Here is a 25,413-nt window from a genome sequence, read left to right as displayed (position 1 = left end):
TCCGCCCTTTCCGGTCGTGTCCGGCCGCCCGGCTCAACGGTCTTCCCCCGCTCGCAGTACACGTACCAGGTCCACCCGGGCCAGCAGCCGGGCCAGCGCCAGCACGACCGCGCTGATGGCCAGCGCGGTCGCCACCGCGGTCAGCGCCACGGTGCCCCAGGGTATGACCTGCGGCAGCGGCGGATAGGGGGTCTGTCCGCTGTCGTCCACGGTGACCAGCGGCAGCACCGCCGCTGCCAGGGCCATGCCCATCAGCGCCCCCGGGACCACCGCGAACAGCGCCAGGCTCAGCTGCTCGGCGCCCAGCAGCCCGGACAGGCTCTGGGAACGGACGCCGATCGCCCGCAGCAGGGCGAACTCCTTGCGGCGCTGCCGGGTGGAGACCACCGCGTGCACGGTGAAGGCGATGACCGCGAAAGCGGGGGCCAGATACCGGACCAGTTCCAGCACCCGGCGCAGCCCGCTGCGGAACGGATCGGCCTGCAGGGACGCGGCGGTGCGCGCCGTGGTGGTGACGCGGCCCAGCGCGGGCTGTGCCTCGGCGGCGGCGGCCGTGCGCGCGCTGTCGGTGCTGCCGATCCACCAGAACGCGGGATCCTGCTGGTCGGCACCGGCCAGCGTCAGCGCGGTGGCGAGCCGGCGCTGGTCGGCGATCAGATGTCCCTGTCCGCGGCCCAGTCCGGGCAGCGAGTCGACCCGGCCCACAATCTGGGCGGTGACCCGGCCGCCGCCCAGATCCAGTCTGGTGGTGCTGCCCACGCTCAGGCGCGCGTCGCGCAGCGCCGAGGCGTCGGCGCGCACCGGCAGCGGCGCCGGATGGCCGGCCGGGCCCGCCACGAGCCGCACCTGGCTGCCGGGCCGGGTGTCGTAGTCGCTGTCGGCCAGGCCGCCGAAGGCGTCGCTGATGGCCTGGGAGGGCCGGCTGCCGGTGCTGAGGGTGGTCCGCAGGACCTCGGAGCCGCCGGGAACGATCGAGCACACCCCGGGGGTGCCGGGATCGTAGCGGCCGGCCGGCTCTCCTTCGCAGGCCCCCGCGGTGGAGTCGGCGGCGCGGTCCGTGCCGTCGGCCCAGACCTGCCCGCCGGGCAGCCGGGGGACCCAGGTGTCCGCGGTGCCGCGCGCGCCCACCCGGAGCAGTTCCAGGTCCAGCCGCGCGGGACGCATGTTCGGCTGCGGCAGGACGTCGACGGCGGTCACCGTCAGCGGATACGTCCGCGGGTGGCCGCCGCTCAGCGCCACGTCGAGGGGGACCACGACGGTGTGCCTGGCCCCGTCGGCGGCGGGCAGGTGGGTCGCCACGGTGCTGACGACGCCGGACGCGTCCTGCACGGTCAGCTCCAGGCTCGGTGCCGCGCGGCTGCCGTCGCTGCGCAGCCGCTCGTCCAGCAGCAGCGCGGTCGGACGCCCGGGGAGCGGTATCCCGAAGACGACCGGTGACGGGGTGCGGGGAGCGGGCCCGCCGATCGTGCCGACCAGGTCCTCGGTGGCGCCGCCGGGCAGGTTCACCGTCGACTGCGTCACCGGTGTCACGGTGGTCACCGCCGGCAGCGCGCGATAGGCGGCGCCCAGCACGGAGGAGGGGTAGCCGTCGTCCGCGGACGCGGAGATCCGCACGTCCGCGCCGACCGTGAACGCGGCCTGCTCGGAGGCCAGGCCGCCCAGGCAGGCCAGCGCGGTGGTGGCGAAGGCGCTCACCGACACGGCCAGGCACATCAGCACCACCGGTCCCGCGTTGCGCGCGGCCCGCCGGCTCAACTGCCAGCCGGCCAGCGCGAGGACCAGGCCCCGGCTACGACGGCCGAACGCGTCCAGCAGCAGGGAGGTCAGCGGCAGCAGCCGCAGCAGCAGGAGCGCGGCGGTGCCGGCCACCAGGGTCGGCACCAGGACCAGCACGGGGTCCGCGGACGCGCCGCCGGAGCCCACGTCGGCGATCAGCGAGTGGTGCCGCCGCAGCTCCAGATACCCCAGGGTCGCGACGGCCAGCAGGGCCAGGTCGGCGCCCAGCCGCTGCGCGGCGGCGGCCCGCGCACCGCGGGCCGGCCGCGACCGCGCCGACGGCAGCACGGGCAGCAGCACCGCCGCGGCGTGCACCAGCAGGGTCAGACCCACCGCCGCCCACGCGCCGGTGCCCCGGCTGCCGGGGTGCAGCAGCCCGGCCAGGAAGGGCGCGGCGACGGCGGCCGGGACGCCGGTGAGCGCCCACTCGGCCGCCGCGCCGCGCAGCAACCGCAGGGTGCCGGCGCCTCTGGCCTGCTGGAGGGCCAGCTCACCGCGCCGGCGTACGGTCAACTGGCGAGCGGCCAGCAGCAGGGTGGCCAGGGCGAGGACCGCCAGCAGCACGCTCGGCAGGTACAGCGAGGACCGGGCCGCCACCATCGGCACCGTCAGGTCGTCGATCGCGCCCGGCAGACCGGAGCTCACGGTCAGGTCGTCCAGCGACGGCTGCCGCCCGCCGAACACCGACACACCGCTCTGGCTGCCGGAGAAGGCACGCAGCCGGTCGTGCAGACCGGCGAGGCTGCCCGCGTCGAGACGGGAGAAGTCGGGCTGCACGGTCCAGTGCACTGTCAGGTGCCCGTTCAGGACGGCGCTGCCGTTGAGAGCCGACGGCGAGACCACCAGCAGGTCCTGGTCGGCGGTCTCGCCCTGGGTCAGTACGCCGGCCATCGCGGGCCAGAACCCGACGGCACCGGTCGCCCGGAAGACGCCGGTGATCCGCAGGGTCATGGTGCGGTCGAAGGCGTCCCGCACCTGGAGGCCGGAACCGGGTTCGACACCCAGGCGCTTGGCCAGCGCGTCGGGCACCGCCGCGTCGACCGGGGCGGTGGACCCGGTGGCGGCCCGGACACCGGGCAGCGAGGTGAAGGCGGCGGCCGGGGCGTCGGCCGTGCCGGCCGGCCATCGCCCGGCGACCAACCGCCCGAACCCGCCGCCGTCCTGCACCGCGACCGGGTGCAGCCCGCTGCCCCCGGGACCGCGCGGCGGGCCAGCGGCCCCGTCGATCCCCGTCACCGAGACCGGCGACGTGCCCAGCAGCCCCACATAGGTCCGGTGCGGCACCCCGGCGAACACCCGGTCGCCGGCGGCCCGCACATCCCGGTCGGCGGCGGCCATTCCCCCGGCCCGGAAGGACGCGTTGACGGCCACCTGCGCGTCGAGGTCGGCGGCCAGCCGCCGCACGGCCCCGGCCTGCACCGAACTCCCCGCCAGCGCCGCGAGCGCGGCCAGCGCCGTCGCGCACAGCAGCACGGTCACCGCGACAGCGGTCAGCACCAGCCCGTGCTGTGTGGCCCGCCTGGCAACGGTGGGAAGCCGCCGGGCCGGGCGCGAAGGATCCGGGCGTCGCCGCGGCGAAGTCGTGAAGGCCGTGGCGACCACATGAACCCCCGCGAAATCGAACATGTGACGGTGACGGCGCGCCACAGTCCTACCAGGCATCCCCCAACGACGCAAGAATCACTGATCTGTTGCGGCCTGGGGCACCGGAGCGGCCGAAGCCGCCACCGCGCTCCGCGAGGCCCATCAGCCCCTGCGCGCGGGGTGAAGACGCTGGCGGGGGCGGGTCCGAGTGGTGATCGAAAGCCGTTGCCCGGGCCCCTGCCACGGCGGGAACAGTCTGTCCGGCCGGCGGTGTTGCACCGGCTGGGAGACCGGCGTCGCGCGCGTGGGGAAGAAAGAGACAAAAGGACCACCCGCTCCCGCGTGATCCGGTGCCCTCGGGTCCGCGGCACACCCGGTCATCTGCTATTGAGGGGTACCTGGCCAGGTGCGCCGCGGACTCGGACCGAGCCCATTCACACAGGAGGACTGATTCATGAACGACCGGCCCTTGACGCTCATGGCGGTACACGCCCACCCCGACGACGAGGCCACGGGAACGGGAGGCGTCCTCGCACGGTACGCGGCGGAGGGCATGCGCACGGTCCTCGTGACGTGTACCGACGGCGGTTGCGGTGACGGGCCGGGGGGTGTCAAACCGGGTGATCCCGGGCATGATCCGGCGGCCGTCGCCTCGATCCGGCGTCAGGAACTCGAGGCGAGCTGCGACATCCTGAAGATCAGCCATCTGGAGATGCTCGGCTACGCCGACTCCGGAATGATGGGCTGGCCGACCAACGACGCCCCCGGATCCTTCTGGCACACACCCGTGGCGGAGGGCGCTGCAAAACTCGCGGAACTCCTGCGGCGCTACCAGCCCGATGTGGTCGTCACCTACGACGAGAACGGCTTCTACGGCCACCCCGACCACATCCAGGCCAACCGCATCACGATGGCGGCGCTGGCGATGACCGCCCCGACACCGAAGGTGTACTGGACGACGGCGCCCCGCTCGATGATGCAGCGGTTCGGGGAGGCCATGCGCGAGTTCGGTGCGGACGTACCGGAGCCGGATCCCGCCGAGGCCGCCGCGCTGGCGAAGATCGGTCTGCCCGACGAGGAGATCACCACCTGGGTGGACACCACCGCGTTCGGCGGCCAGAAGTTCGATTCGCTGGCCGCGCACGCCAGTCAGGGCGAGAACATCTTCTTCCTCAGGATGGGCCGGGAGAGGTTCACCGAGCTGATGGGCGTCGAGACCTTCGTACGGGTCCAGGACACCACCGGCGCCGCCGTGCCCGAGAACGACCTCTTCGCCGGCCTGCGCTGATCCGCCGGCGCTCCGGGCCGTTGGTCACGCGGTTGGTCACGCCACCGGCCCGCCTCCTCGAAAGGCGCCGAGGTCAGCAGCGTACGAGTGGTGGTAGCCCCCCGGGGGCCGGGAGGCATCCCCCCTACGGATCCGGTGGCTGGCCAGCTGTCGGCGCGGTGCGGCCATGCCCAGACTCGGCGGTATGACGTTCTCCATCGACGCTCCAGTCGCGGCCGCAACGCCCACCGCCCCGGCGCGGCCCGCCGGTTCCGGCAGCGATTTCGCCAGACTCTCCCAACGCATCGGCGCGGCGGGCCTGCTGGACCGGCGCCCGGGCTACTACACCGTGCGGCTCGGCCTGGTGATCGCGGCTCTGCTGGGGGGCGGGGCGGCCTTCTTCGCGCTCGGCGACACCTGGTGGCAGCTGGCTGTCGCCGCCGCCATGGCCCTCGTCTTCGGCCAGGTGGCCCTCGTGGCGCACGATCTGGCTCACCGGCAGGTCTTCCGCCGGCGCCGCCCGAGCGAGACATGGGGCCGCCTCTTCGGCAACCTCGCCATCGGCATGAGCTACGGGTGGTGGATGAACAAGCACACCCGTCACCACGCCAACCCCAACCACGAGGAACTCGACCCCGACGTCGCTCCGGACCTCTTGGTGTGGTCCACCGACCAGGCACGCGACAGCAGCGGCCTGGCCCGGTTCATCGGCGGCCACCAGGCGTTCCTGTTCTTCCCTCTGCTGACGCTCGAGGGTTTCAACCTGCACGTGTCGAGCATGCGGGCGCTGCGCTCGCCGTCCATGAAGAACCGGATGCTGGAGGGCACGCTGCTCCTCCTGCACCTGGCGGCCTACCTGTCCGCGCTGTTCCTGGTGCTCTCGCCCGGCAAGGCCGTGGCGTTCCTCGCCGTGCACCAGTGTCTCTTCGGTGTCTATCTGGGCTGTACGTTCGCCCCGAACCACAAGGGCATGCCCACCTTCACCGGCGACGAACGGCCCGACTTCCTGCGGCGTCAGGTGCTCACCTCCCGCAACGTGAGGGGCGGTCGGTTCACGGACATGATGCTCGGCGGCCTCAACTACCAGATCGAACACCACCTGTTCCCGAGCATGCCCACACCGCATCTGCGACGCGCCCAGGTGATCGTGCGGGAGTACTGCGCGGAGATCGGTGTGCCGTACCACGAGACCGGGCTGCTGCGCTCCTACCGCGAGGCCCTCGCGCACCTGCACCGGGTGGGAGAACCCATCAGGCGGCAACGCAAGGCGTCTTGACGGCGCAGCGCGTACGTGAAGCGCCGGCCGTGGAACGGTTCGGTGTCCGCCTGCGTCGTCCCTCTGCGGAGCACGGTGGCCGTGCTCCGCAGAGGGGAGACCGGGTGCATACGGACGGGTTCGCCAAGTGGACAAGGCGGTTCGAGGACGAGCGCGAGCGCAGGCGTGCCCAAGGCGATCCGGACTGGGGCCGAGGCGCGACGCTGCATCCGGCGGTGTGGGCCGGCATCCAGCGCTTCCAGGTCGGCGAGGACGGTGACGGTGCCAACCTCGTCAGCAAGGCGGACCAGGCCGGCGACACCGACTACGGGCAGGCGGTCCGGCTCTTCGTCGCCGAGGAACAGAACCATGCCCGTCTGCTGGCCCGTCTGCTGGCCGCGGGGGGCGTGCCGACGTTGACCGGGCACTGGAGCGACACGGTCTTCGTACGGCTGCGGCGTCTCATGGGCCTGCGCATGGAACTGCTGGTGCTGATGATCGCGGAAGTCGTGGCGCTGCGTTACTACCGGGCCCTGCGCGATGGCACCGACGACGCGCTCACTACGGAGGTGGCGGGGCGGATCCTGTCCGACGAGGAGCGTCACGTCCCGTTCCACTGCGAGCGGCTGCACGCTTCCCTGGCGGAGCTCCCCCACGCCGTGCGCCGCCCGGTGATGGCCGTGTGGCGACTTCTTCTGCTCGCAGCCTCTCTCGTCGTCGCCGCCGACCACGGTCCGGCACTGCGCCGGCTCGGCGTCGGACGCCTGCGATTCGTGGGCGATGTCATGGCCTCGTCCCACGCGGTGGTCTCCGCAGTGCTGGTACCCCGCCCAGACGCATGGACGAACGCGGGCTGACGGAGACGACCCACTGGGCGAGGGCAAGACGGCCGAAGAAGTCCAGATCAATCAATAGATCAACCGATAGATCGGTCAGATCAGTCAATATTCACCAATCCGCATGGGGTGGCCGTTCCGAATCCTCGGGTGTCAGGGAAGTTGGCATGGAGGACGGACGGAATGACACCTATTGCCAGGAGCGGTGCGGGGCGCAGGGGCCTCGCGACCCTCATCGCGGGTGCGCTGGCCGCCGGGGGACTCGCAGCCGCCGGTATGGCCACGCTGGAACCGGGGGCGGCCTCCGCCTCCAGTCACCGGGAGGCCCCGCTGATCTCGGGACAATCCCGGTACGACAACACGGACGTGTACGCCTTCGTGAGTCCGGACCATCCGGAGACGACGACGATCATCGCGAACTGGATCCCGTTCGAGGACCCGGCGGGCGGCCCGAACTTCTACACGTTCGCGGACGACGCCCAGTACGACATCCACATCGACAACAACGGTGACGCGCAGGGCGAACTGCTGCTGCGCTACACCTTCAAGACCGACACGAAGAACAAGAAGACGTTCCTGTACAACACGGGCCCGGTCACCAGCCTGGACGACCCGGACCTGAACGTCACGCAGACCTACGACATCGACCTGCTCAAGCTGCACGACCAGCAGGTCGTGTCGGAGACGAAGCTCGCCGACGACATACCGGTGGCCCCGTCGAACGTCGGCAAGGCGTCGATGCCGGACTACGACACGCTCCGCCGGCAGGCCGTCCGTGAACTCGCCGACGGAGCACGGACGTTCGCCGGCCAGGCGGACGACCCGTTCTTCCTGGACCTGCGCGTGTTCGACCTGCTGTACGGCGGCAACCTCTCCGAGGTCGGCAACGACACCCTCAAGGGCTACAACGTCAACTCGGTCGCCCTGCAACTGCCCACCGACATGATCACCCAGTCGAAGGACCAGCCGGTCGTCGGCATCTGGTCGACCACCCAGCGAAGGAACGCCCAGGGCTCGTACGAGCAGGTCTCACGTCTGGGCAACCCGCTGGTCAACGAGGTTGTCAACCCGCTGAAGGACAAGGACAAGTTCAACGCGTCCTCGCCGTGGAACGACGGCCAGTTCCTGAAGAACGTGACCAATCCGGAACTGCCGAAGCTCATCAAGGCCGTCTACGGGATCAAGGCGCCCGCAGAACCGCGCAACGATCTCGTCGATGTCTGCCTCAAGGGCGTCAAGGGCCTCAACCAGCCGCCGAACGTGCGACCGGCGGAGATGCTGCGCCTGAACACCTCCATCAAGCCGACCGCCGCGCCGAAACGGCTCGGCGTGCTCGACGGCGACAAGGCGGGATTCCCGAACGGGCGCCGGCTCACCGATGACGTCGTGGACATCGCGCTGCAGGTCGTCGAGGGTGAACTGGTCGGTTCCAATAACGACTTGGGGGATGCCGTCAACGCCAACGACCAGAAGTTCGGCGACTCCTTCCCCTACCTGGCCCAGCCCGTCGCGGGTTCACGAGGCCCGCTCGCGAAGGGCACGGCCGGCGGCAACAGCTTCCGCGACCAGGTGGGCAACGCCCTGCAGCCGGCCGGCTCCGCCGACGGCACGCGCAACACCGGCCTGATCGCCGCGTCGGCGGTCTCGGGCGCGGCGGGGATCCTGCTGATCGGGGCGGGTCTGGCGTGGTGGCGTCGGCGCATGCGGCGGCCGAACTGAGCGGCACAACACGGAGGGCGGGAGTCAGCGAGACGGGGCTCCCGCCCTCGTCTGTCGGCGTCGAGCCGGGCCAGGTCGCCGAACGCCTCTTCCGCACTGCCTACGACGGCGTGGCCAAGCCGATCCGCTTCACCCAGGACGCCACGCACATGCTGGAACCGGAGAACGCGAGCTTCCTCTACCAGGCCAGGGACGGGAACTTCCGGTTCCTGGGGCGGTAGGACCAGGTGCGATGAGCGGCAGGACGCGACCGTCCCATGGACCGGTGAGCGACCTATACTCGCCGGGTGAACCAGCCCAGCAAGCGCCCGTCGACCAGCGAGGATGCCCGTCCCACCCCGGGCCGCAAGCGCAGCGAGGCATCACGGCTCGCCATCCTCTCCGCGACCCGTGAACTCGTCGGCGAGCAGGGCTACGAGAAGTTGTCGATCGGTGCGATCGCGGCGCGCGCCGGGGTGGGCAAGGACACCATCTACCGCTGGTGGCCCTCGAAGGGAATGGTCGTGGCGGACGCGGTGATGGACGAGGCGCAGCCCTTCCACCTCGCCCCGCCGGCCCGCACCGGATCGGTGGACAAGGATGTCCGCACCTGGGCGCACGCCCTCGCCCGGGACTTCGTCGACCCGGTCCGGGCCGACCGGATCCGGGCCGTCACCTCAGCGGCGAGCGAGGACCCGGCCACCGCGGAGCGGCTCTACGAGCGCTTCACCCAGGTGCAGCGGACCGGGTTCGTCGACCGCCTGCGCGTGGCGGCCGAGGCCGGAGAGGTGCGCCCCGACGCGGACTTCGGCGCGGTCGCGGACGCGATCCTCGGCTCCCTCATGTACTGGGTGACCGCCCGTCGCAGCGATCTGAGCATCGAGTCGGTGGACTCGCTCCTCGATGTGCTGCTGCGCGGCCTGCGGGCGGACCCGGCCACCCCGTAGTTGCGCCACGCAGGATCTCCTGCCGGGTCTAGATCGTGGTCCAGCCGCCGTCGCTGGGCAGGATGACGCCGTTGACGTTGGGGGCGTCCTCGGAGAGCAGCCAGAGCAGCGGGTGGACGACGACCTCGGGGGCGACCGAAGGGGTTCCGGCGGCGATGGCGGGTGCGGTCATCTCCTTGGCGTAGGAGGAGCGGAAGGCGGTGTCCATCCCCGTGTCGACCCCGCCGGGCGCGACGGCGTTGGCACGGATGCCGCGTCGGCCGTAGTAGAAGGCGACGGACTTCACGAAGCCGTTGAGGGCGTGCTTGGAGCTGGTGTAGGCGGCGCCGGAGAGCGAGGAGCGGAAACTCGCCTCGGAGGAGACGTAGACCAGCGCGCCCTCGCCGCGCTCCAGCATCTGCGGCAGCACGGCACGGGTCAGGCGCATGGGAACGGTGACGTTGAGGTCGAAGACCCGCTGCCAGGGACGTCCACGCTCTGCGTGGTCACCTCGAACCCGTCGTCGCGCAGCTGCTCGGCGACCGGCTCCAGGGCGTCTTTCTTGTAGTCGGCGATCAGGAGTCGGTGGCCGGCACCGATCCTCCGCGCGACGGCGCGCCCCATCCCCCCGTTCCCGATGACAACGCTGACCTCGGTGTTCATGTGCGGCTCCCGGTACGCCGGCCCGGCCGGCGACGTTCACGATGCAGCTATTTCTATTCGGGTCGACCCGTTTGGAAACGTACTCCGGAGCGGTCGTGGACGCAAGACCGGCGGATTCACCAAGAAGCAAGGACAGCAGTGGCGTCGGCGCCGACCCGCGGCAGGGCTGGGGGGATCGGTCGCGCCCCGGAGCAGACCAAGTCACCCGCGAGGACGCCACCCCTGGGCAGGCCCGACGCCTACCAGAACCTCGGCCTCGAGCTCACCTACGGGACCCCCGAAAACAGCTCGTGCGGGCCGAGGCTCAGCTCGACCCGCACGAGGTGGGGTTGTGATCTGTGTCCGAGGGGGGACTTGAACCCCCACGCCCGATAAAGGGCACTAGCACCTCAAGCTAGCGCGTCTGCCATTCCGCCACCCGGACCAGGTGTCTGCCGCCTGACCGGGGGTGTTCCCCGCGGCGACATGGACAACAATACCAAGCTTTCGGAGTGCCCTTCACCTGCGTTTCCGTCGACATCTCCGCAGGTGGGGCATGCCGTCACCGTGCGTCTCCGCATCACTACCGAACCGGTGCCGGTGCACGCACGGCCCGCCCCATCCGCTCACGCCCGGCGTCGGTCAGCTCGGGCGGGATCTCCGGCGAGAATCCGGCGGGTACGGCGTCCGGGTCCCCCGCCGCTCATCGGCGGCTGGGGCACCCGGACGCCGCGGCTGGTCGCCGAGCGCGCCCGGGTGCTGGGCGCGCACCGCGCCGGACCGGGCCGGGATCCGGCGGAGATCGTCCGCTCGGTCGCTCGGTCCAGGTCCTGGTGTCGTACGACGAACCCGCGGCCACCCGGGCGACGGTCACCGCCCTCGTCCGGGCCGGGATGAACCACAACGTGCTGAGCCTGCCGCGCCCTTGTCCGCAGGGTGTGGCCCGCCGACTCACGTGCTCGTCCTCACGGCATGAGCTGGTACTCCGGGAAGTTCCCCGGCAGCCGCTCTCCCATCGGCCCCTGTGTCACCGCGCGCACCAGCAGTTCGCCGCCGACGAAGGCGCCCCGCCAGGACGCGCCGAAGCCGCCGAACAGTTCGTCCCGGTCGCCGCGTGAACGCGGTGTGCCGTGGCCGACCTTGAAGGCGCGGATCTGCGGGGCCAGCCGCGCGAAGGTGGCCTCGTCGTCGGTGGACAGGGTGGCGACCAGCGCGCCGTTGGACGCGTTCATGGCGGCCAGCAGTTCGGCCTCCGTGTCGACCAGGACGATCGTGTCGACCGGGCCGAAGGGTTCCGCGTGGTGGAGGGGGGAGGACCGGGGCGGGTTGAGGAGGGTGACCGGGTGGACGTACGACGCGGTGTCCTGGCCGGGCAGGAAGCGCGCGTCGGCCGGGCGGCCGCGGTGCAGCGGGACGGCGCCGCGGTCGACGGCCTCGGCGACCTGGTCGGTCAGGTCCTTGGCCTTGGCCGCGTTGATCACCGGCCCGAAGTCCAGCTCGGGCAGTGGGTCGCCGGGGTCGGCGACCGCCAGGGGGTGGCCGATCCGCAGGCCCCGGACCGCCGGCAGGTAGGCGGTCAGGAACTCGTCGAACAGCTCGCGCTGGACGACGAAGCGCGGGTAGGCGGTGCAGCGCTGCTTGCCGTAGTCGAAAAGCTTGGGAACGACGGCGGTGAACGCCTCCCAGCCGGTGAAGTTCCAGATGCCCCAGGTGTTGAGTCCCTCCTGTTCGAGGACGTGCCGCTTGCCGAGGTCGGCGACGGCGGTGGCCACCGCGGCCCCCGTGTCCCGGCCGCCGACGAAGGAGACGCAGCCGATCTCCGGCGCCCGCACCAGCACCTCGGACAACTCGCCCCCGCTGCCGCTCAGCAGCGTGACCGGCAGGCCCTCCCGGGCGGCCAGCGCGCAGGCCAGGGTGAGACAGGCGACCCCGCCGTCGGTCGGGGTCTTCGCCACCACCGCGTTGCCCGTCAGGGCCTGGACCAGTACCGCGTGAACGAGCACGCTCATCGGGTAGTTCCAGCTGGCGATGTTGGACACCGGCCCGTCCAGCGGGGCGCGCCCCGCGAGCATCGGCTCGATGCCGTCGACGTACCAGCGCACCCCGTCGATCGCCCGGTCCACGTCCGCCTGCGCCAGCCGCCAGGGCTTGCCGATCTCCCAGACCAGGAGCAGGGCGAGCAGTTCGCGGTGTTCGGTCAGGGCGTCCAGGGTGGCGGCCACCCTGGCCCGGCGCTCCTCCAGCGGGACGTGCCGCCAGGCGCGGTGCTGGTCGAGGCAGGCCCGGACGGCCCGGTGCGCGGTGCCGCGGTCGAGCCGTGGGGGGCCGGCGATGGGGCTGCCGTCGACGGGGCTGTTCGCGGGCAGCGGCCGGCCGTCGGACTGCCAGGTGCCGGCCCAGAGGTTGAGGACACGGTCGTCGCGGAACGCCTCGGGGGCGAGAGCGAGACAGCGCGCCCAGGCGTCGTCCCAGCCAGTGCCGGGCTTACGGAGAAGATCCATGGCTCAGCTCCCTTCCGGCTGCCGTGCGTCCAGCAGGTCGAGGACCAGCCGGGCGGTCTCGGTCGGTGTGCTCCCCACCCGCACCCCGACCGCTTCCAGCGCCTCCCGCTTGGCCCGCGCGGTGCCGGCCGAACCGGAGACGATCGCGCCCGCGTGGCCCATGGTCCGGCCCTCGGGCGCGGTGAACCCGGCGATGTAGCCGACGACCGGCTTGGTGACGTGCTCCCGGATGTAGGCGGCGGCCCGTTCCTCCGCGTCGCCGCCGATCTCCCCTATGAGGACGACGAGTTCGGTGTCGGGGTCCTCCTGGAAGGCGGCCAGGCAGTCGATGTGGTTGGTGCCGACGACCGGGTCGCCGCCGATGCCCACAGCGGTGGAGAAGCCGATGTCCCGCAGCTCGTACATGAGTTGGTAGGTCAGCGTGCCCGACTTGGAGACGAGACCGATCCGGCCCGGCTTGGTGATGTCGGCGGGGATGATGCCCGCGTTGGACTGGCCGGGGGTGATCAGGCCGGGGCAGTTGGGGCCGATGATCCGGGTGCCCCTGCCGCGGGCGTACGAGGTGAAGGCGACGGAGTCGTGGACCGGGATGCCCTCGGTGATCACGACCGCGAGGCCGATGCCGGCGTCGGTGGCCTCCAGGACCGCCGCCTTGGCGAACGCGGGCGGCACGAAGACGACCGTGACATCGGCTCCGGTCGCGGCCATGCCCTCGGCGACCGTGCCGTAGACCGGGACCGCACGCTCGTCGAAGTCGACGCTCTGGCCCGCCTTGCGCGGGTTGACCCCGCCGACGACGTCGGTCCCGGCGGCCAGCATCCGCCGGGTGTGCTTCATGCCCTCGCCGCCGGTCATGCCCTGGACGAGGACCTTGCTCTCCTTGGTGAGGTAGATCGCCATGTCGGGGCTCCTCAGGCGGTGTGGGCGAGTTCGGCGGCGCGGCGGGCGGCGCCGTCCATGGTGGTGGCCTGTTCGACCAGGGGGTGCGCGCGGCCGTCGAGGATCGCCCGGCCGCGGGCCGCGTTGTTGCCGTCGAGGCGGACCACCAGCGGCTTGGTCAGCCGGACGGTCTCCAGGGCCTGCACGATCCCGTCGGCGACCGCGTCGCACGCAGTGATCCCGCCGAAGACGTTGACGAAGACCGATTTCACGGCCGGGTCGGAGAGGATCACCGAGAGCCCGTCGGCCATGATCTGGGCGGAGGCTCCGCCGCCGATGTCCAGGAAGTTGGCGGGGCTCGCGCCGCAGCCGGCCACCACGTCCAGGGTGGACATCACCAGGCCGGCGCCGTTGCCGATGATGCCGACCTCGCCGTCCAGCTTGACGTAGTTGAGGCCCTTGGCGGCGGCGATCGCCTCCAGCGGGTCGTGGTGCCCGTCCTCGTCCGCGCCCCAACGGGCCTGCCGGAAGCGGGCGTTGTCGTCCAGGGTGACCTTGCCGTCGAGCGCCAGGATCCGGCCCTCCGTGGTCCGCACGAGCGGGTTCACCTCGACGAGCAGGGCGTCCTCGCGGACCAGCACCTCCCAGAGCCGCACCAGGACGTCCACCGTCTGCGGCGGCAGTCCGGCGGCCCCGGCGATCTCCTGGGCCTTGGCGGAGGTGACGCCCACCGCGGGATCGACGGGCACCCGGGCCACCGCCTCGGGACGGGCCGCGGCCACCTCCTCGATCTCCATGCCGCCCTCGGCGGAGGCGATCGCGAGGAAGGTGCCCGCCGCGCGGTCCAGGACGTAGGAGACGTAGAACTCGCTCTCTATCTCCACGGGTTGGGCCAGCATCACCTTGCCGACCGTGTGCCCCTTGATGTCCATGCCCAGGATCTGCCGGGCCGTCAGTTCCGCGGCGGCCGGGTCGGCGGCGAGCTTGACGCCGCCCGCCTTGCCCCGGCCACCGGTCTTGACCTGCGCCTTCACTACGACCCGGCCGCCGAGCCTGCGGGCGATCTCCCGGGCCTCCTTGGGCGAGTCGGTTACCTCGGCCCTCGGCACCACGATGCCGTGTTCCTCGAAGAGTTCCCTTGCCTGGTGTTCGTACAGGTCCATTCCGGCTCCTGTCTGCGAAGTCATCCAGAAGTCATCGAGAGGCCGAACTCCGATGACTGAAAAGTGCCGCACGCCCCCTGGACACCACCCACCGGATGCGGGATAACAAGCTTCATACAGTATTCGTCGACTGTATGCAATGTACGAAGACGGCATCCCACCCCCTACGAAGGGACAGGACTTCGCCATGCCCGACGACACCCAGGACGTGATTTCCGGTGGTCATCTCGTTGCCAAGGCACTGAAGGCCGAGGGGGTCGACCGCATCTACACCCTCTGCGGCGGCCACATCATCGACATCTATGACGGCTGCGTAGACGAGGGCATAGAAGTCGTCGACGTCCGCCACGAGCAGGTGGCGGCCCACGCCGCCGACGGCTACGCACGTATCACCGGCAAGCCCGGCTGCGCGGTCGTCACCGCCGGTCCGGGGACGACCGACGCCGTCACCGGGGTCGCCAACGCCTTCCGCGCGGAGTCCCCGATGCTGCTGATCGGCGGCCAAGGGGCGCTCACCCAGCACAAGATGGGGTCCTTGCAGGACCTTCCGCACGTCGACATGATGGCGCCGATCACCAAGTTCGCGGCGACCGTCCCGGACACCGCCCGCGCCGCCGACATGGTCTCCATGGCGTTCCGCGAGTGCTACCACGGCGCCCCCGGCCCCTCCTTCCTGGAGATACCGCGCGACGTCCTGGACGCCAAGGTCCCGGCGGAGAAGGCGCGCGTCCCCAGGTCCGGTGCCTACCGGGCCTCCACCCGCTCGGCCGGCGACCCGGAGGCGATCGAGAAGCTCGCCGACCTCCTCGTGCACGCGGAGAAACCGGCCATCCTGCTGGGCAGCCAGGTCTGGACGACCCGGGGCACCGCGGCCGCCATCGAGCTGGTCCGCACCCTCAACATCCCGGCGTACATGAACGGCGCCGGACGCGGCACCCTGCCGCCCGGCGACCCGCACCACTTCCAGCTCTCCCGCCGGTACGCGTTCTCCAACGCCGACGTCATCGTGATCGTCGGCACGCCCTTCGACTTCCGCATGGGCTACGGCAAGCGCCTCTCCCCCGCCGCCACCGTCGTGCAGATCGACCTCGACTACCGCACGGTCGGCAAGAACCGGGACATCGACCTCGGGATCGTCGGGGACGCGGGGCTGGTCCTGAAGTCGGTGACCGAGGCGGCCTCGGGACGCGTCAATGGTGGCGCCTCCAGGCGCAAGGAGTGGCTCGACGAGCTGCGGGCCGCCGAGCAGACCGCGCTCGAGAAGCGGCTGCCCCAACTGCGGTCGGACGCCTCGCCGATCCACCCGTACCGCCTGGTCAGCGAGATCAACGACTTCCTCACCGAGGACTCGATCTACATCGGCGACGGCGGCGACATCGTCACCTTCTCCGGACAGGTCGTGCAGCCCAAGTCGCCTGGCCACTGGATGGACCCGGGCCCGCTCGGCACCCTCGGCGTCGGCGTCCCCTTCGTGCTCGCCGCCAAGCAGGCCCGGCCCGACAAGGAGGTCGTCGCCCTCTTCGGGGACGGCGCGTTCTCCCTCACCGGCTGGGACTTCGAGACGCTGGTCCGCTACGACCTCCCCTTCGTCGGGATCGTCGGCAACAACTCCTCGATGAACCAGATCCGTTACGGCCAGGCCGCCAAGTACGGCAAGGAGCGCGAGCGGGTCGGCAACACCCTCGGGGACGTCCACTACGACAAGTTCGCCCAGATGTTGGGCGGTTACGGCGAGGAGGTCCGCGACCCCGCCGACATCGGCCCCGCCCTGCGCCGGGCCAGGGAGTCGGGCAAGCCGTCGCTGATCAACGTCTGGGTCGACCCGGACGCGTACGCCCCCGGAACCATGAACCAGACCATGTACAAGTGAGGTGAACGCCGATGACCACCAAGGCACTCGAAGGCATCCGCGTCCTCGACATGACGCACGTCCAGTCGGGGCCGTCCGCCACCCAGCTGCTCGCCTGGCTCGGCGCGGACGTCGTCAAGCTGGAGGCGCCGACCGGTGACATCACGCGCAAGCAGCTGCGTGACCTCCCGGACGTCGACTCCCTCTACTTCACGATGCTCAACTGCAACAAGCGGAGCATCACCCTCAACACCAAGACCGAGCGCGGAAAGCAGCTGCTCACCGAGCTGATACGCCGCTCGGACGTGATGGTGGAGAACTTCGGTCCTGGCGCGGTCGACCGGATGGGTTTCACCTGGGACCGCATCAAGGAGATCAACCCCCGGATCGTGTACGCGTCCATCAAGGGGTTCGGGGAGGGCCCGTACACCGACTTCAAGGCGTACGAGGTGGTCGCCCAGGCGATGGGCGGCTCGATGGCCACCACCGGCTTCGAGGACGGTCCGCCGCTGGCCACGGGCGCGCAGATCGGTGACTCGGGCACCGGGGTGCATACAGTGGCCGGGATACTGGCGGCACTCTTCCAGCGGGAACGGACCGGACGCGGCCAGCGGGTCAACGTCGCCATGCAGCACGCCGTGCTCAACCTCTGCCGGGTCAAGCTGCGCGACCAGCAGCGCCTCGTGCACGGGCCGCTCGCCGAGTACCCCAACGAGGACTTCGGCGACCAGGTGCCCCGCTCCGGCAACGCCTCCGGCGGCGGCCAGCCCGGCTGGGCGGTCCAGTGCGCGCCGGGCGGCCCGAACGACTACGTGTACGTGATCGTGCAGCCCGTCGGCTGGCAGCCGATCACCCGGCTGATCGGCCGGCCGGAGCTGGCGGAGGACCCGGAGTGGGCGACCCCGGAGGCCCGTCTGCCCAAGCTCAACAAGATGTTCCAGCTGATCGAGGAGTGGTCCTCGACGCTCCCCAAGTGGGAGGTGCTGGAGCAGCTCAACGCCCACAACATCCCGTGCGGGCCGATCCTCTCCACCAAGGAGATCATCGAGGACGAGTCGCTGGTCGCCAACGAGATGGTGGTCACCGTCCCGCATCCCGAGCGCGGTGAGTTCGTCACCGTCGGCAGCCCGCTCAAGCTCTCCGACTCCCCCGTGGACGTGACCAGTTCACCGCTCCTCGGCGAGCACAACGCAGAGGTCTACATCGGCGAACTCGGTCTGGGCGACGAAGAGTTGCGCCTGCTCAAGTCGAACGGAGTGATCTGACGTGATGGCAGAGGACCGGGAGCTGCGGGTCCGCGCGCTCCTCGACTCCGTGCGCGCGGAGGGCCGTGACGCGCTCACCGCGCCCGAGGGCAAGGTGATCGCCGACGCGTACGGGATCGCCGTACCGGGCGAGGAGCTGGCGACCGACGTGGACGAGGCGGTGGCGTACGCGGCGCGCTTCGCCGGGCCGGTGGTGATGAAGATCGTCTCGCCGGACATCCTGCACAAGACCGACGCGGGCGGGGTGATCGTAGGGGTCGAGGGCGCGGCGGACGTACGCGCGGCCTTCCACCGGATCGTCGGGAACGCGAAGGCCTACGACGCCGAGGCGAAGATCGAGGGCGTCCAGGTCCAGGAGCTGCTGCCGAAGGGCACGGAGGTGATCGTCGGCGCGGTCACCGACCCCACCTTCGGGAAGGTCGTCGCCTTCGGGCTCGGCGGGGTGCTGGTCGAGGTGCTGAAGGACGTGACCTTCCGGCTCGCGCCGGTCTCCGCCGACGAGGCGCTGTCCATGCTCGACTCCATCCAGGCCGCCGAAGTGCTGCGCGGGGTGCGCGGGCAGGCCGGTGTGGACCGGTGGGCGGTCGCCGAGCAGATCCGCCGGGTCTCCCAACTGGTCGCGGACTTCCCGGAGATCGCCGAGGTGGACCTCAACCCGGTGATCGCCACTGCGGAGGGCGCGGTAGCCGCCGACATCCGGATCATCCTCGCCGAGAAGCAGCCGCCGCAGCGCCGGAAGTACGCGCGCGAGGAGATCCTCACCTCCATGCGCCGGCTGATGCAGCCCCGCTCGGTCGCCGTGATCGGCGCCTCCAACGAGCAGGGCAAAATCGGCAACTCGGTGATGCGCAACCTCGTGGACGGCGGTTTCGCCGGGGAGATCCATCCGGTGAACCCCAGGGCCGATGACATTCTGGGCCGCAAGGCGTACAAGAGTGTCACGGACGTTCCCGGTGAGGTGGACGTGGCAGTCTTCGCCATTCCCGCCAAGTTCGTGGCAGCGGCGCTGGAGGAGGTGGGCCGGAAGAAGATCCCCAACGCCGTCCTGATCCCCTCCGGTTTCGCGGAGACCGGTGAACACGAACTCCAGGAGGAGATCGTCGCGATCGGCGAGCGGTACGGCATCCGCCTCCTCGGCCCGAACATCTACGGCTACTACTCCACCTGGCAGGACCTGTGCGCCACGTTCTGCACGCCGTACGACGTGAAGGGCGGCGTGGCGCTGACGTCCCAGTCGGGCGGCATCGGGATGGCGATCCTGGGCTTCGCGCGGACCACGAAGACGGGTGTTTCGGCGATCGTCGGCCTCGGCAACAAGTCGGACCTGGACGAGGACGACCTGCTGACCTGGTTCGGCGAGGACCCGCACACCGACTGCATCGCGATGCACCTGGAGGACCTCAAGGACGGCCGCGCCTTCGTCGAGGCGGCGCGGAACACCGTACCGAAGAAGCCCGTCGTGGTCCTCAAGGCGGGCCGTACGGCGGCCGGTGCCAAGGCGGCCGGTTCGCACACCGGCGCGCTCGCGGGCGACGACGCGGTGTACGACGACATCCTGCGGCAGGCCGGAGTCATCCGGGCGCCGGGCCTGAACGACATGCTGGAGTACGCGCGCGGCCTGCCGGTGCTGCCGACCCCGCAGGGCGACAACGTCGTGATCATCACCGGCGCGGGCGGCAGCGGTGTGCTCCTGTCCGACGCCGTCACCGACAACGGCCTGTCCCTGATGGAGATACCGCCGGACCTGGACGAGGCGTTCCGCCGCTTCATCCCGCCGTTCGGAGCCGCGGGCAACCCGGTGGACATCACGGGCGGCGAGCCGCCGTCGACGTACGAGGCGACGATCCGGCTCGGTCTTGAGGACCCGCGCATCCACGCCCTGGTCCTCGGCTACTGGCACACCATCGTCACCCCGCCGATGGTGTTCGCGGAGCTGACCGCGCGCGTGGTCGCGGAGTTCCGGGAGCGGGGCATCGAGAAGCCGGTCGTCGCCTCGCTCGCCGGGGACGTCGAGGTCGAGGAGGCCTGCCAGTACCTGTACGAGCGGGGGGTCGTGGCGTATCCGTACACGACCGAACGGCCGGTGGCCGTGCTCGGCGCCAAGTACCGCTGGGCGCGGGCGGCCGGACTGCTGGGGGGCGGCTCATGACCTAGCCGTGGAGGGGGCCGGCCGGCGGTGCGCTGCGGCCGGCCCCGGGACCCGTGCGCGCACGAAAGGCATTGGACAGGGGGCGCTGGCCAGAGCTTTCGACGCAAGGGGTGCTGAACGAACATGTCATCCATCGATCTAACGACATCCGTCCCCTTCAGGGAGGTGACGGACCGCAACGGCCGCACATACCGGATCGGCGAGACCGACGTCGATCTGATGGGCCGGACACGCAAGTGGATGGTCATCCTGCCCTGGGTGGGCATGATGGGCATCAGTTCCGCCGAGTACGCGTTCACGTCGGCGGAGGACACGCTGCACGAGGCACATCTGTGGAGCAGCGGGCACATCTTCTGGCTGATGGGCGTCTGGGTGTTCTTCCAGGCGGCCGTGGCCTTCCCGGCCGGGCAACTGCGGGAGAGCGGACGGCTTCCCGCGCGGACCGCCATGCTGATCGGCGCGGTCGGCACCCTGCTCGGCTATGTGGCGCTGGCGTTCGCGCCGAACGTGGTCGTCGCCTATCTCGGCTTCGGCATGTGCAGCGGTATCGGCGCCGGTCTCGTCTACGCGACCTGCGTGAACATGGTCGGCAAGTGGTATCCGGAGCGCAAGGGCGGCAAGACGGGCTTCGTGAACGGCGGTTTCGCCTACGGGTCCGTCCCGTTCGTGTTCCTCTTCACCTCCGTCCTCGACCTGGGCAACTACAAGGTCCTGCTCACCGCCGTCGGCGTCGGACTGTGTCTGGTGGTGGCGTCGGCCGGCTGGTTCTTCAAGGACCCGCCGAAGAACTGGTGGCCGGCGCACGTCGACCCCCTGAAGGCCACTCAGGACCCGCGGATAAGGCGGGCGTTGGAGAAGAACCCGCCGGCGGTCAAGCAGTACACGCCGAAGGAGGCGGCCCGTACGCCCGTCCTGTGGATGATGTGGTTCTGCCTGCTCTGCACGGCCGGGATCAATATCTTCGGCATCGCCTTCCAGGTGCCGTTCGGCAAGGACATGGGGTTCGCGGGCGGGATCGTGGCCACGGCCATGTCCCTGAAGGCGATCGTCAACGGCACCGGCCGCGGGGTCATCGGCTGGATCTCCGACCGCTACGGCCGCCGCAACACACTCATCATCGTGTGCATCGTGCTCGGCAGCGCGCAGTTCGGTGTGCTGGTCTCCGGCCAGATGGGCAGCATGCCGTTCTTCCTGTTCTGCTCCATGGTCTCCGGGTTCGGCGGCGGGGCGATCTTCCCGCTCTTCGCGGCCATGACGGCGGACTACTTCGGTGAGAACAACAACGCCACCAACTACGGGATGGTCTACAGCTCCAAGCTGATCTCCGGCCTGGTGGGCTCCGGTCTGGGCGCGGTCGTCGTGGGTGAGTGGGACTACCACGGCGCGTTCGTCCTCGCGGGCTCCGTCGGCCTGGCCTCCGCGGTGCTGGCGCTCTTCCTCAAGGCACCGGGCAGGCCCAGCGCCCGGCGCATCGTCCCCAACCCGCATCCGCTCGGCGAGGAGATGGCGTGATATGACGGCAGACCCTGTGGCCACGAACAGCACCGGTGCCGAACGACGCCCGTACCGTGAGGTGACGGACGCCCGCGGCCGGGTGTACCGGATCGGGGAGACCGACCGGGACATCCTCGGCCACTCCCGCAACTTCATGGTGTATCTCCCGTGGGTGGCCATGATGGCCATCAGCGTCTTCGAGTACGCGTACGGCTCCGCGGAGGACACGCTGTCCCACGCGCACGGCTGGACGCAGTCCAACACCTTCTGGATCCTGAGCGTCTGGGTGTTCTTCCAGGCCGGCATCGCCTTCCCGGCGGGCTGGCTGCGCGAGAAGGGCATCCTGACCGCACGCCGGGCGATGTACACGGGATCCGGTATGTGCCTGATCGGGTTCCTGGCCCTCTCGCACATCAGCGAGATCTGGCTGGCGATACTCGGCTTCGGCGTGATCGGCGGTCTCGGCTCCGGCCTGGTCTACGCGACCTGCATCAACATGGTCGGCAAGTGGTTCCCCGAACGCCGGGGCGCCCGCACGGGTTTCGTGAACGGCGGCTTCGCCTACGGCTCACTGCCCTTCATCTTCATCTTCAACTACGCCTTCGACACGGCCAACTACCACCGGGTGCTGGACCTCATCGGCGCCTACGTCATGGTCGTGGTCCTGGTCACCGCGTTCTTCTTCAAGGACCCGCCGAAGAACTGGTGGCCGGCGGACGTGGACCCGCTCGCCCAAGCGAGCGACACCAGGACCGCGACGGCCCTCGTCAAGAACCCACCCGCGGTGCGGCAGTTCACGCCGAAGGAGGCGATCCGCACCGGCATGCTCCCGCTGATGTGGATCTCCATCGTGATGACGGCGGGCGTCTCGATCTTCGGTATCTCCTTCCAGGTGGACTTCGCCAAGGACGTCGGCTTCGGCCCGCTGGTCGCGGCCTCCTCGATGGGCGTGATGGCGGTCATCAACGGCATCGGCCGGGGCGTGGTGGGCTGGCTCTCCGACCGCCTCGGCCGCAAACCGACGCTCGTCTTCGTCATCGTCGTGCTGGGCCTCGCCCAGTTCGGCGTGATCTGGGCCGGTGACGTCAAGAGCGAGTGGCTGTTCCTGTTCTTCGCCTTCCTCTCCGGCTTCGGCGGCGGCGCCTTCTACCCGCTCTTCGCCGCCCTCACCCCGGACTACTTCGGCGAGAACTACAACGCGACCAACTACGGCCTGGTCTACAGCGGCAAACTCGTCAGCGGCCTGTTCGGCGGCGGCCTCGGCTCCATGGTGGTCGGCGCGTGGGGCTACAACGGCGCGTACGCCCTGGCCGGCGGCATCTCGATGCTGGCGGCGGGGGTGGCACTCCTGCTCCGGCAGCCGGGCCACGGCCCGGGCACGAGGGCGAAGGTGGGGGCGATACAGCCACAGACGGCGACCTGACGGGTCCGCGCTCTCCGTACCCCTTCGACGTGGGCCAGTTGAGTCCCGGACCGGCATCCGGGACTCGACCTTGGCCTTCTGGCTGCAGAACGGGCACCCCGCGGATATAAGGGGTGCCCTGTCTGGTTTCTGCCGAACGGCGGCATCAGCGCGGGTCGAGAGCGCTGCGGGCGGCATTGATGACCTTGTGGGCGTCGGCGCCGTAGACGGCGGATTCACGGAGGGTGTTCCAGACGCGGAGGTAGGTGGCCACGCTGTCGGCATCATCGATCCAGAGTTCGGCGTGCCAGTCCTCGACGATCGCCAAACGTTCGTCGTAGACCCAGAAGCTGTTGCCCGGCCAGATCTTCAGGCAGGCAGTAAAGGGGATGATGCCGAGTTCGACAGTGTCGAGCCCGATGACGCCGGCCACGTGGTGCAGCTGCGTCGCGAGGACAGACGGCGGGCAGATCAGGGAGTGCAGCGCCCCCTCCCAGACCATGATCCGGTACTTGCGACCGGGCCGGTACAGCCCTTCCTGGCGCTGGATCCGGGCGCGTACGGCCTCCTCGGTGTCTCGCGGGGAGCGCATCAGGTCGGCGTGCCGGTTGAAGGTGTGCCGGGCGTAGTCCGGTGTCTGGAGCATGCCGGGGATGAGGACGTTCTCCCAGATGGTCAGGACACGGGAGCGCTCGTGCTCCACGGTCGCCGCGTCCTGGACGGCCCGGTGTCCGGCGGCAAGCTGCCGCCGCCAGGAGCGGATGTGCGACTCGAAGCCCCGGAGCCTGGCCAGAAGGTCGTCGTAGGATTCGGGCTGGCCGGTTCCGTCGGCCCAGGCCCGCAGGTCCTCGGCGGTGGCCGTCTGCCTGCCGTTCTCCAGCTTGCTGATCTTTACCTTGGTCCAGCCCGCGCCGAGCCGCTCGGCGAGCTGAGTACCGGTGAGCCGACCGTCCGGGCACGTATACCGCAGCTCCCGGAGCCGCGTCCCAAGTGCCTCACGAGCCTGCTGGTAGTCCGTGCTCACCGGTACTCACCTGCTTTACCCCTTGACGTTCAAGCGCGCCGCGAACTTACTGGACGGGGTGGCGTAGTGCTGGGCCACGTCACGCAGACGGTTGTACTGGTTCACGCGTGCTGGCTCTGTGATGAGTTCAGCGCCCGTGAGGACGTCAGCGTCATCGAAGAGGCACAGGGCGACGATGTGCGAGTCGAAGATCCAGAAGTCCTCGTCGGGCAGGTTGACCCGCTTGGCGTCCTCGCGCCACATGTTCCGGACCTCTTCGCCGAGGGCCACGTTGTATTCGGCATGCGCCAGGAGGTACAGCTGGCCCTCGGTCGGCGGGTTGTCGACGATCCGGACCCGCCCCACGTACGCCCCGCCCTGTGTCTTGGGGAGGATAGTGTGCGCCCATGGTGCGTCCATGTCCCACGTCGGCTCTTCGCCCCGGACGAACTGAGCGTAGGTGTCCTCTTCCTGGTCGACGGCGTAGCCCCTGCGCATCTCCAGGTGCCAGGCGCTGTGCTGGAAGTTCTCGAAGAGCCGGGCAAAGGTGGCCGGGTCGAGGATGCGCGGCTCGTTGTCGCGCTCCTTCGGCCCGAAGTCGATCAGGGTGTTACGCGGGACCACGATCGGAATCTCGTCCTCGTCCAGGTGCTGGAGCTGGGCGATGGAAGCCGGATCGGTGAGCCGGGGACCGTGCACGATGATCTCGCCCGTGTCGAGGTCCTCATGGATCGCGGGGCAGGAACCACCGCCGCTACCAGTGCCGTTGAAGCGCAGTCGTCGCGCCATGACCAGTTCCTTCCCTCGGAGACTGACCCACCAAGCATCATGGTTACCAACGTCCCGTTCACGCGGTTCGGCTGGCCTTCGTGGATAACATCGCGTAATTCCGTGCCGATATCAAGAAACTTCGAGAAACTCTCGTAGCGCTCCCCAACGCCCGGTACCTAGCGTCCTGTTCATGGCTACGAAGAAAGTGCAGAACGTCACCGACACGCAGGCCGCAGTCGAGGCACTCAGAGCCGCCCTGACCAAGGCTGGGATCGTCTTCCCCTCACTGAGGGTCGATCCGGCGTCGCCCGGGTTGCAGCTGGTCGAGCTGGGACGGGTGCGCGTCGACGTCGCCATCCGCCTCGCCAGTGCGCTCCAGCAGGGGACCCGCGAGTGACCGCCGAGGAGGAGCAGCGGCCCCTCGGCACCTTGGCCATCGACACCGCCCGCGACCAACTCGGCTACGTCATAGGGCACGAGGGGCCGTACGTCCAGCTACGTCCCGTCGCCGGCGGGCGCGAGTGGGACGCCGACCCCGCTCACGTCCGGCGCGCCACGGACGAGGAGCGGCTGAGAGCCCTAGCCGAGCGCACCCGCGCCCTGAACTCCTTCAGCAGCGGCGGCATCTTCTCGTGACCGCGCGCACCCAGGACACCTCGACCATGTCCGCGGAATGCGCGCTCGCCCAGCGGCCGGGTTACTCGGCCTGGCACGAGAAGTGCAGCCAGACCCAGGACATCCCGCTCCCCCACAGCCGAGGGATCCTGCTCATCCGCCGCTGCACCTGCCCCCACCACCGCTGTACACCCGCCGGGTGACACCCCTCGCCTACGCCCCGAACTCAGCGCGAGGGTCAGGCCAATGGCACAATCGCGATGCCCTCTACTGCCTCATCCACGGCGCACGAAGCGACCTCGGTGAGTCGGTCAGCGATCGAGTACACGCTGGAGCCA

22 protein-coding genes and 1 tRNA gene are annotated in these 25,413 nt (G+C 70.2%); 14 read left to right on the top strand and 9 right to left on the bottom strand.

Features of this window, described 5'->3' with window-relative positions:
- Positions 1-33: 33 nt before the first annotated feature.
- Positions 34-3,273 carry an FtsX-like permease family protein gene (locus ACGFZQ_RS10845; protein WP_393840043.1) on the bottom strand — a complete coding sequence of 1,080 codons (3,240 nt, stop codon included), beginning with the start codon at positions 3,271-3,273 and terminating at the stop codon, positions 34-36.
- Between the two features lie 541 nt (positions 3,274-3,814).
- Here ACGFZQ_RS10845 and ACGFZQ_RS10840 point away from each other — a divergent pair.
- The 6 genes from ACGFZQ_RS10840 to ACGFZQ_RS10815 all read left to right on the top strand — a co-directional run bounded on the left by ACGFZQ_RS10840 (position 3,815) and on the right by ACGFZQ_RS10815 (position 9,363).
- Positions 3,815-4,648: a PIG-L family deacetylase gene (locus tag ACGFZQ_RS10840; protein WP_393840042.1), complete on the top strand. Its 834-nt coding sequence runs from the start codon at positions 3,815-3,817 to the stop codon at positions 4,646-4,648.
- 184 nt (positions 4,649-4,832) lie between these two features.
- A complete protein-coding gene (locus ACGFZQ_RS10835) occupies positions 4,833-5,903 on the top strand; it encodes a fatty acid desaturase family protein (protein ID WP_393840041.1) in 1,071 nt (356 codons plus the stop codon).
- A 104-nt stretch (positions 5,904-6,007) separates the two neighbouring features.
- Entirely contained in the window at positions 6,008-6,739 is a 732-nt protein-coding gene (locus ACGFZQ_RS10830; RefSeq protein ID WP_393840040.1) for a ferritin-like domain-containing protein, read from the top strand.
- Between the two features lie 162 nt (positions 6,740-6,901).
- The gene (locus ACGFZQ_RS10825) at positions 6,902-8,437 is read left to right on the top strand and encodes a DUF4331 domain-containing protein (RefSeq protein WP_393840039.1); all 1,536 of its coding nucleotides are present in this window, start codon (positions 6,902-6,904) and stop codon (positions 8,435-8,437) included.
- On the top strand, positions 8,407-8,658 hold the full coding sequence (locus ACGFZQ_RS10820) for a hypothetical protein (RefSeq protein ID WP_393840038.1): 252 nt from the start codon (positions 8,407-8,409) through the stop codon (positions 8,656-8,658). Before ACGFZQ_RS10825 ends, ACGFZQ_RS10820 begins: the two co-directional genes overlap by 31 nt.
- Before the next feature lie 66 nt (positions 8,659-8,724).
- Positions 8,725-9,363, top strand: coding sequence for a TetR/AcrR family transcriptional regulator (locus ACGFZQ_RS10815; protein ID WP_393840037.1), 639 nt, complete (start codon positions 8,725-8,727; stop codon positions 9,361-9,363).
- Between the two features lie 28 nt (positions 9,364-9,391).
- On the opposite strand, the gene ACGFZQ_RS10810 is transcribed toward ACGFZQ_RS10815, so the two are convergent.
- The 6 genes from ACGFZQ_RS10810 to sucC all read right to left on the bottom strand — a co-directional run bounded on the left by ACGFZQ_RS10810 (position 9,392) and on the right by sucC (position 14,527).
- The gene (locus ACGFZQ_RS10810; protein ID WP_393840036.1) at positions 9,392-9,790 is read right to left on the bottom strand and encodes an SDR family NAD(P)-dependent oxidoreductase; all 399 of its coding nucleotides are present in this window, start codon (positions 9,788-9,790) and stop codon (positions 9,392-9,394) included.
- A complete protein-coding gene (locus ACGFZQ_RS10805; RefSeq protein WP_393840035.1) occupies positions 9,781-10,005 on the bottom strand; it encodes a hypothetical protein in 225 nt (74 codons plus the stop codon). Before ACGFZQ_RS10805 ends, ACGFZQ_RS10810 begins: the two co-directional genes overlap by 10 nt.
- 339 nt (positions 10,006-10,344) lie before the next feature.
- Positions 10,345-10,429 (bottom strand) — tRNA-Leu (locus tag ACGFZQ_RS10800).
- A gap of 520 nt (positions 10,430-10,949) precedes the next feature.
- Positions 10,950-12,485 (bottom strand): aldehyde dehydrogenase family protein, encoded by a 1,536-nt coding sequence (locus tag ACGFZQ_RS10795; RefSeq protein WP_393840034.1) that lies wholly within the window; start codon positions 12,483-12,485, stop codon positions 10,950-10,952.
- A gap of 3 nt (positions 12,486-12,488) precedes the next feature.
- Positions 12,489-13,385 carry a succinate--CoA ligase subunit alpha gene (sucD, locus tag ACGFZQ_RS10790; protein ID WP_393840033.1) on the bottom strand — a complete coding sequence of 299 codons (897 nt, stop codon included), beginning with the start codon at positions 13,383-13,385 and terminating at the stop codon, positions 12,489-12,491.
- An 11-nt stretch (positions 13,386-13,396) separates the two neighbouring features.
- A complete protein-coding gene (sucC, locus tag ACGFZQ_RS10785) occupies positions 13,397-14,527 on the bottom strand; it encodes an ADP-forming succinate--CoA ligase subunit beta (protein WP_393840032.1) in 1,131 nt (376 codons plus the stop codon).
- Between the two features lie 187 nt (positions 14,528-14,714).
- Here sucC and ACGFZQ_RS10780 point away from each other — a divergent pair, with 187 nt between their 5' ends.
- The 5 genes from ACGFZQ_RS10780 to ACGFZQ_RS10760 all read left to right on the top strand — a co-directional run bounded on the left by ACGFZQ_RS10780 (position 14,715) and on the right by ACGFZQ_RS10760 (position 22,707).
- Complete coding sequence (locus tag ACGFZQ_RS10780; RefSeq protein ID WP_351730495.1) at positions 14,715-16,397, top strand: thiamine pyrophosphate-binding protein; 1,683 nt, start codon at positions 14,715-14,717, stop codon at positions 16,395-16,397.
- A gap of 11 nt (positions 16,398-16,408) precedes the next feature.
- Entirely contained in the window at positions 16,409-17,641 is a 1,233-nt protein-coding gene (gene frc, locus ACGFZQ_RS10775) for a formyl-CoA transferase (RefSeq protein ID WP_351730492.1), read from the top strand.
- 4 nt (positions 17,642-17,645) lie between these two features.
- Entirely contained in the window at positions 17,646-19,790 is a 2,145-nt protein-coding gene (locus ACGFZQ_RS10770) for an acetate--CoA ligase family protein (protein ID WP_393840031.1), read from the top strand.
- Between the two features lie 123 nt (positions 19,791-19,913).
- The gene (locus tag ACGFZQ_RS10765) at positions 19,914-21,302 is read left to right on the top strand and encodes an OFA family MFS transporter (RefSeq protein ID WP_393840030.1); all 1,389 of its coding nucleotides are present in this window, start codon (positions 19,914-19,916) and stop codon (positions 21,300-21,302) included.
- A gap of 1 nt (position 21,303) precedes the next feature.
- Entirely contained in the window at positions 21,304-22,707 is a 1,404-nt protein-coding gene (locus ACGFZQ_RS10760; RefSeq protein ID WP_393840029.1) for an OFA family MFS transporter, read from the top strand.
- A 145-nt stretch (positions 22,708-22,852) separates the two neighbouring features.
- Here the strand turns inward: ACGFZQ_RS10760 and ACGFZQ_RS10755 are convergent, their stop codons facing one another.
- Positions 22,853-23,710 (bottom strand): helix-turn-helix domain-containing protein, encoded by an 858-nt coding sequence (locus tag ACGFZQ_RS10755; protein WP_393840028.1) that lies wholly within the window; start codon positions 23,708-23,710, stop codon positions 22,853-22,855.
- Between the two features lie 15 nt (positions 23,711-23,725).
- Complete coding sequence (locus ACGFZQ_RS10750) at positions 23,726-24,478, bottom strand: DUF6879 family protein (RefSeq protein ID WP_393840027.1); 753 nt, start codon at positions 24,476-24,478, stop codon at positions 23,726-23,728.
- Between the two features lie 172 nt (positions 24,479-24,650).
- Between ACGFZQ_RS10750 and ACGFZQ_RS10745 the strand changes: the two genes are divergently transcribed.
- Genes ACGFZQ_RS10745 through ACGFZQ_RS10735 form a run of 3 tightly spaced genes read left to right on the top strand, consistent with a single transcriptional unit; the run spans position 24,651 to position 25,278 of the window.
- Positions 24,651-24,857, top strand: a complete 207-nt coding sequence (locus ACGFZQ_RS10745) for a hypothetical protein (protein ID WP_393840026.1) — start codon at positions 24,651-24,653, stop codon at positions 24,855-24,857.
- A gap of 32 nt (positions 24,858-24,889) precedes the next feature.
- Positions 24,890-25,096, top strand: a complete 207-nt coding sequence (locus ACGFZQ_RS10740; protein ID WP_393840371.1) for a hypothetical protein — start codon at positions 24,890-24,892, stop codon at positions 25,094-25,096.
- Positions 25,093-25,278 (top strand): hypothetical protein, encoded by a 186-nt coding sequence (locus tag ACGFZQ_RS10735; protein WP_393840025.1) that lies wholly within the window; start codon positions 25,093-25,095, stop codon positions 25,276-25,278. Before ACGFZQ_RS10740 ends, ACGFZQ_RS10735 begins: the two co-directional genes overlap by 4 nt.
- Positions 25,279-25,413: the final 135 nt, after the last annotated feature.

The organism is Streptomyces sp. NPDC048254, from assembly GCF_043201895.1.
Taxonomy (GTDB): domain Bacteria; phylum Actinomycetota; class Actinomycetes; order Streptomycetales; family Streptomycetaceae; genus Streptomyces.
This window is presented reverse-complemented; position numbering and strand designations above follow the sequence as displayed.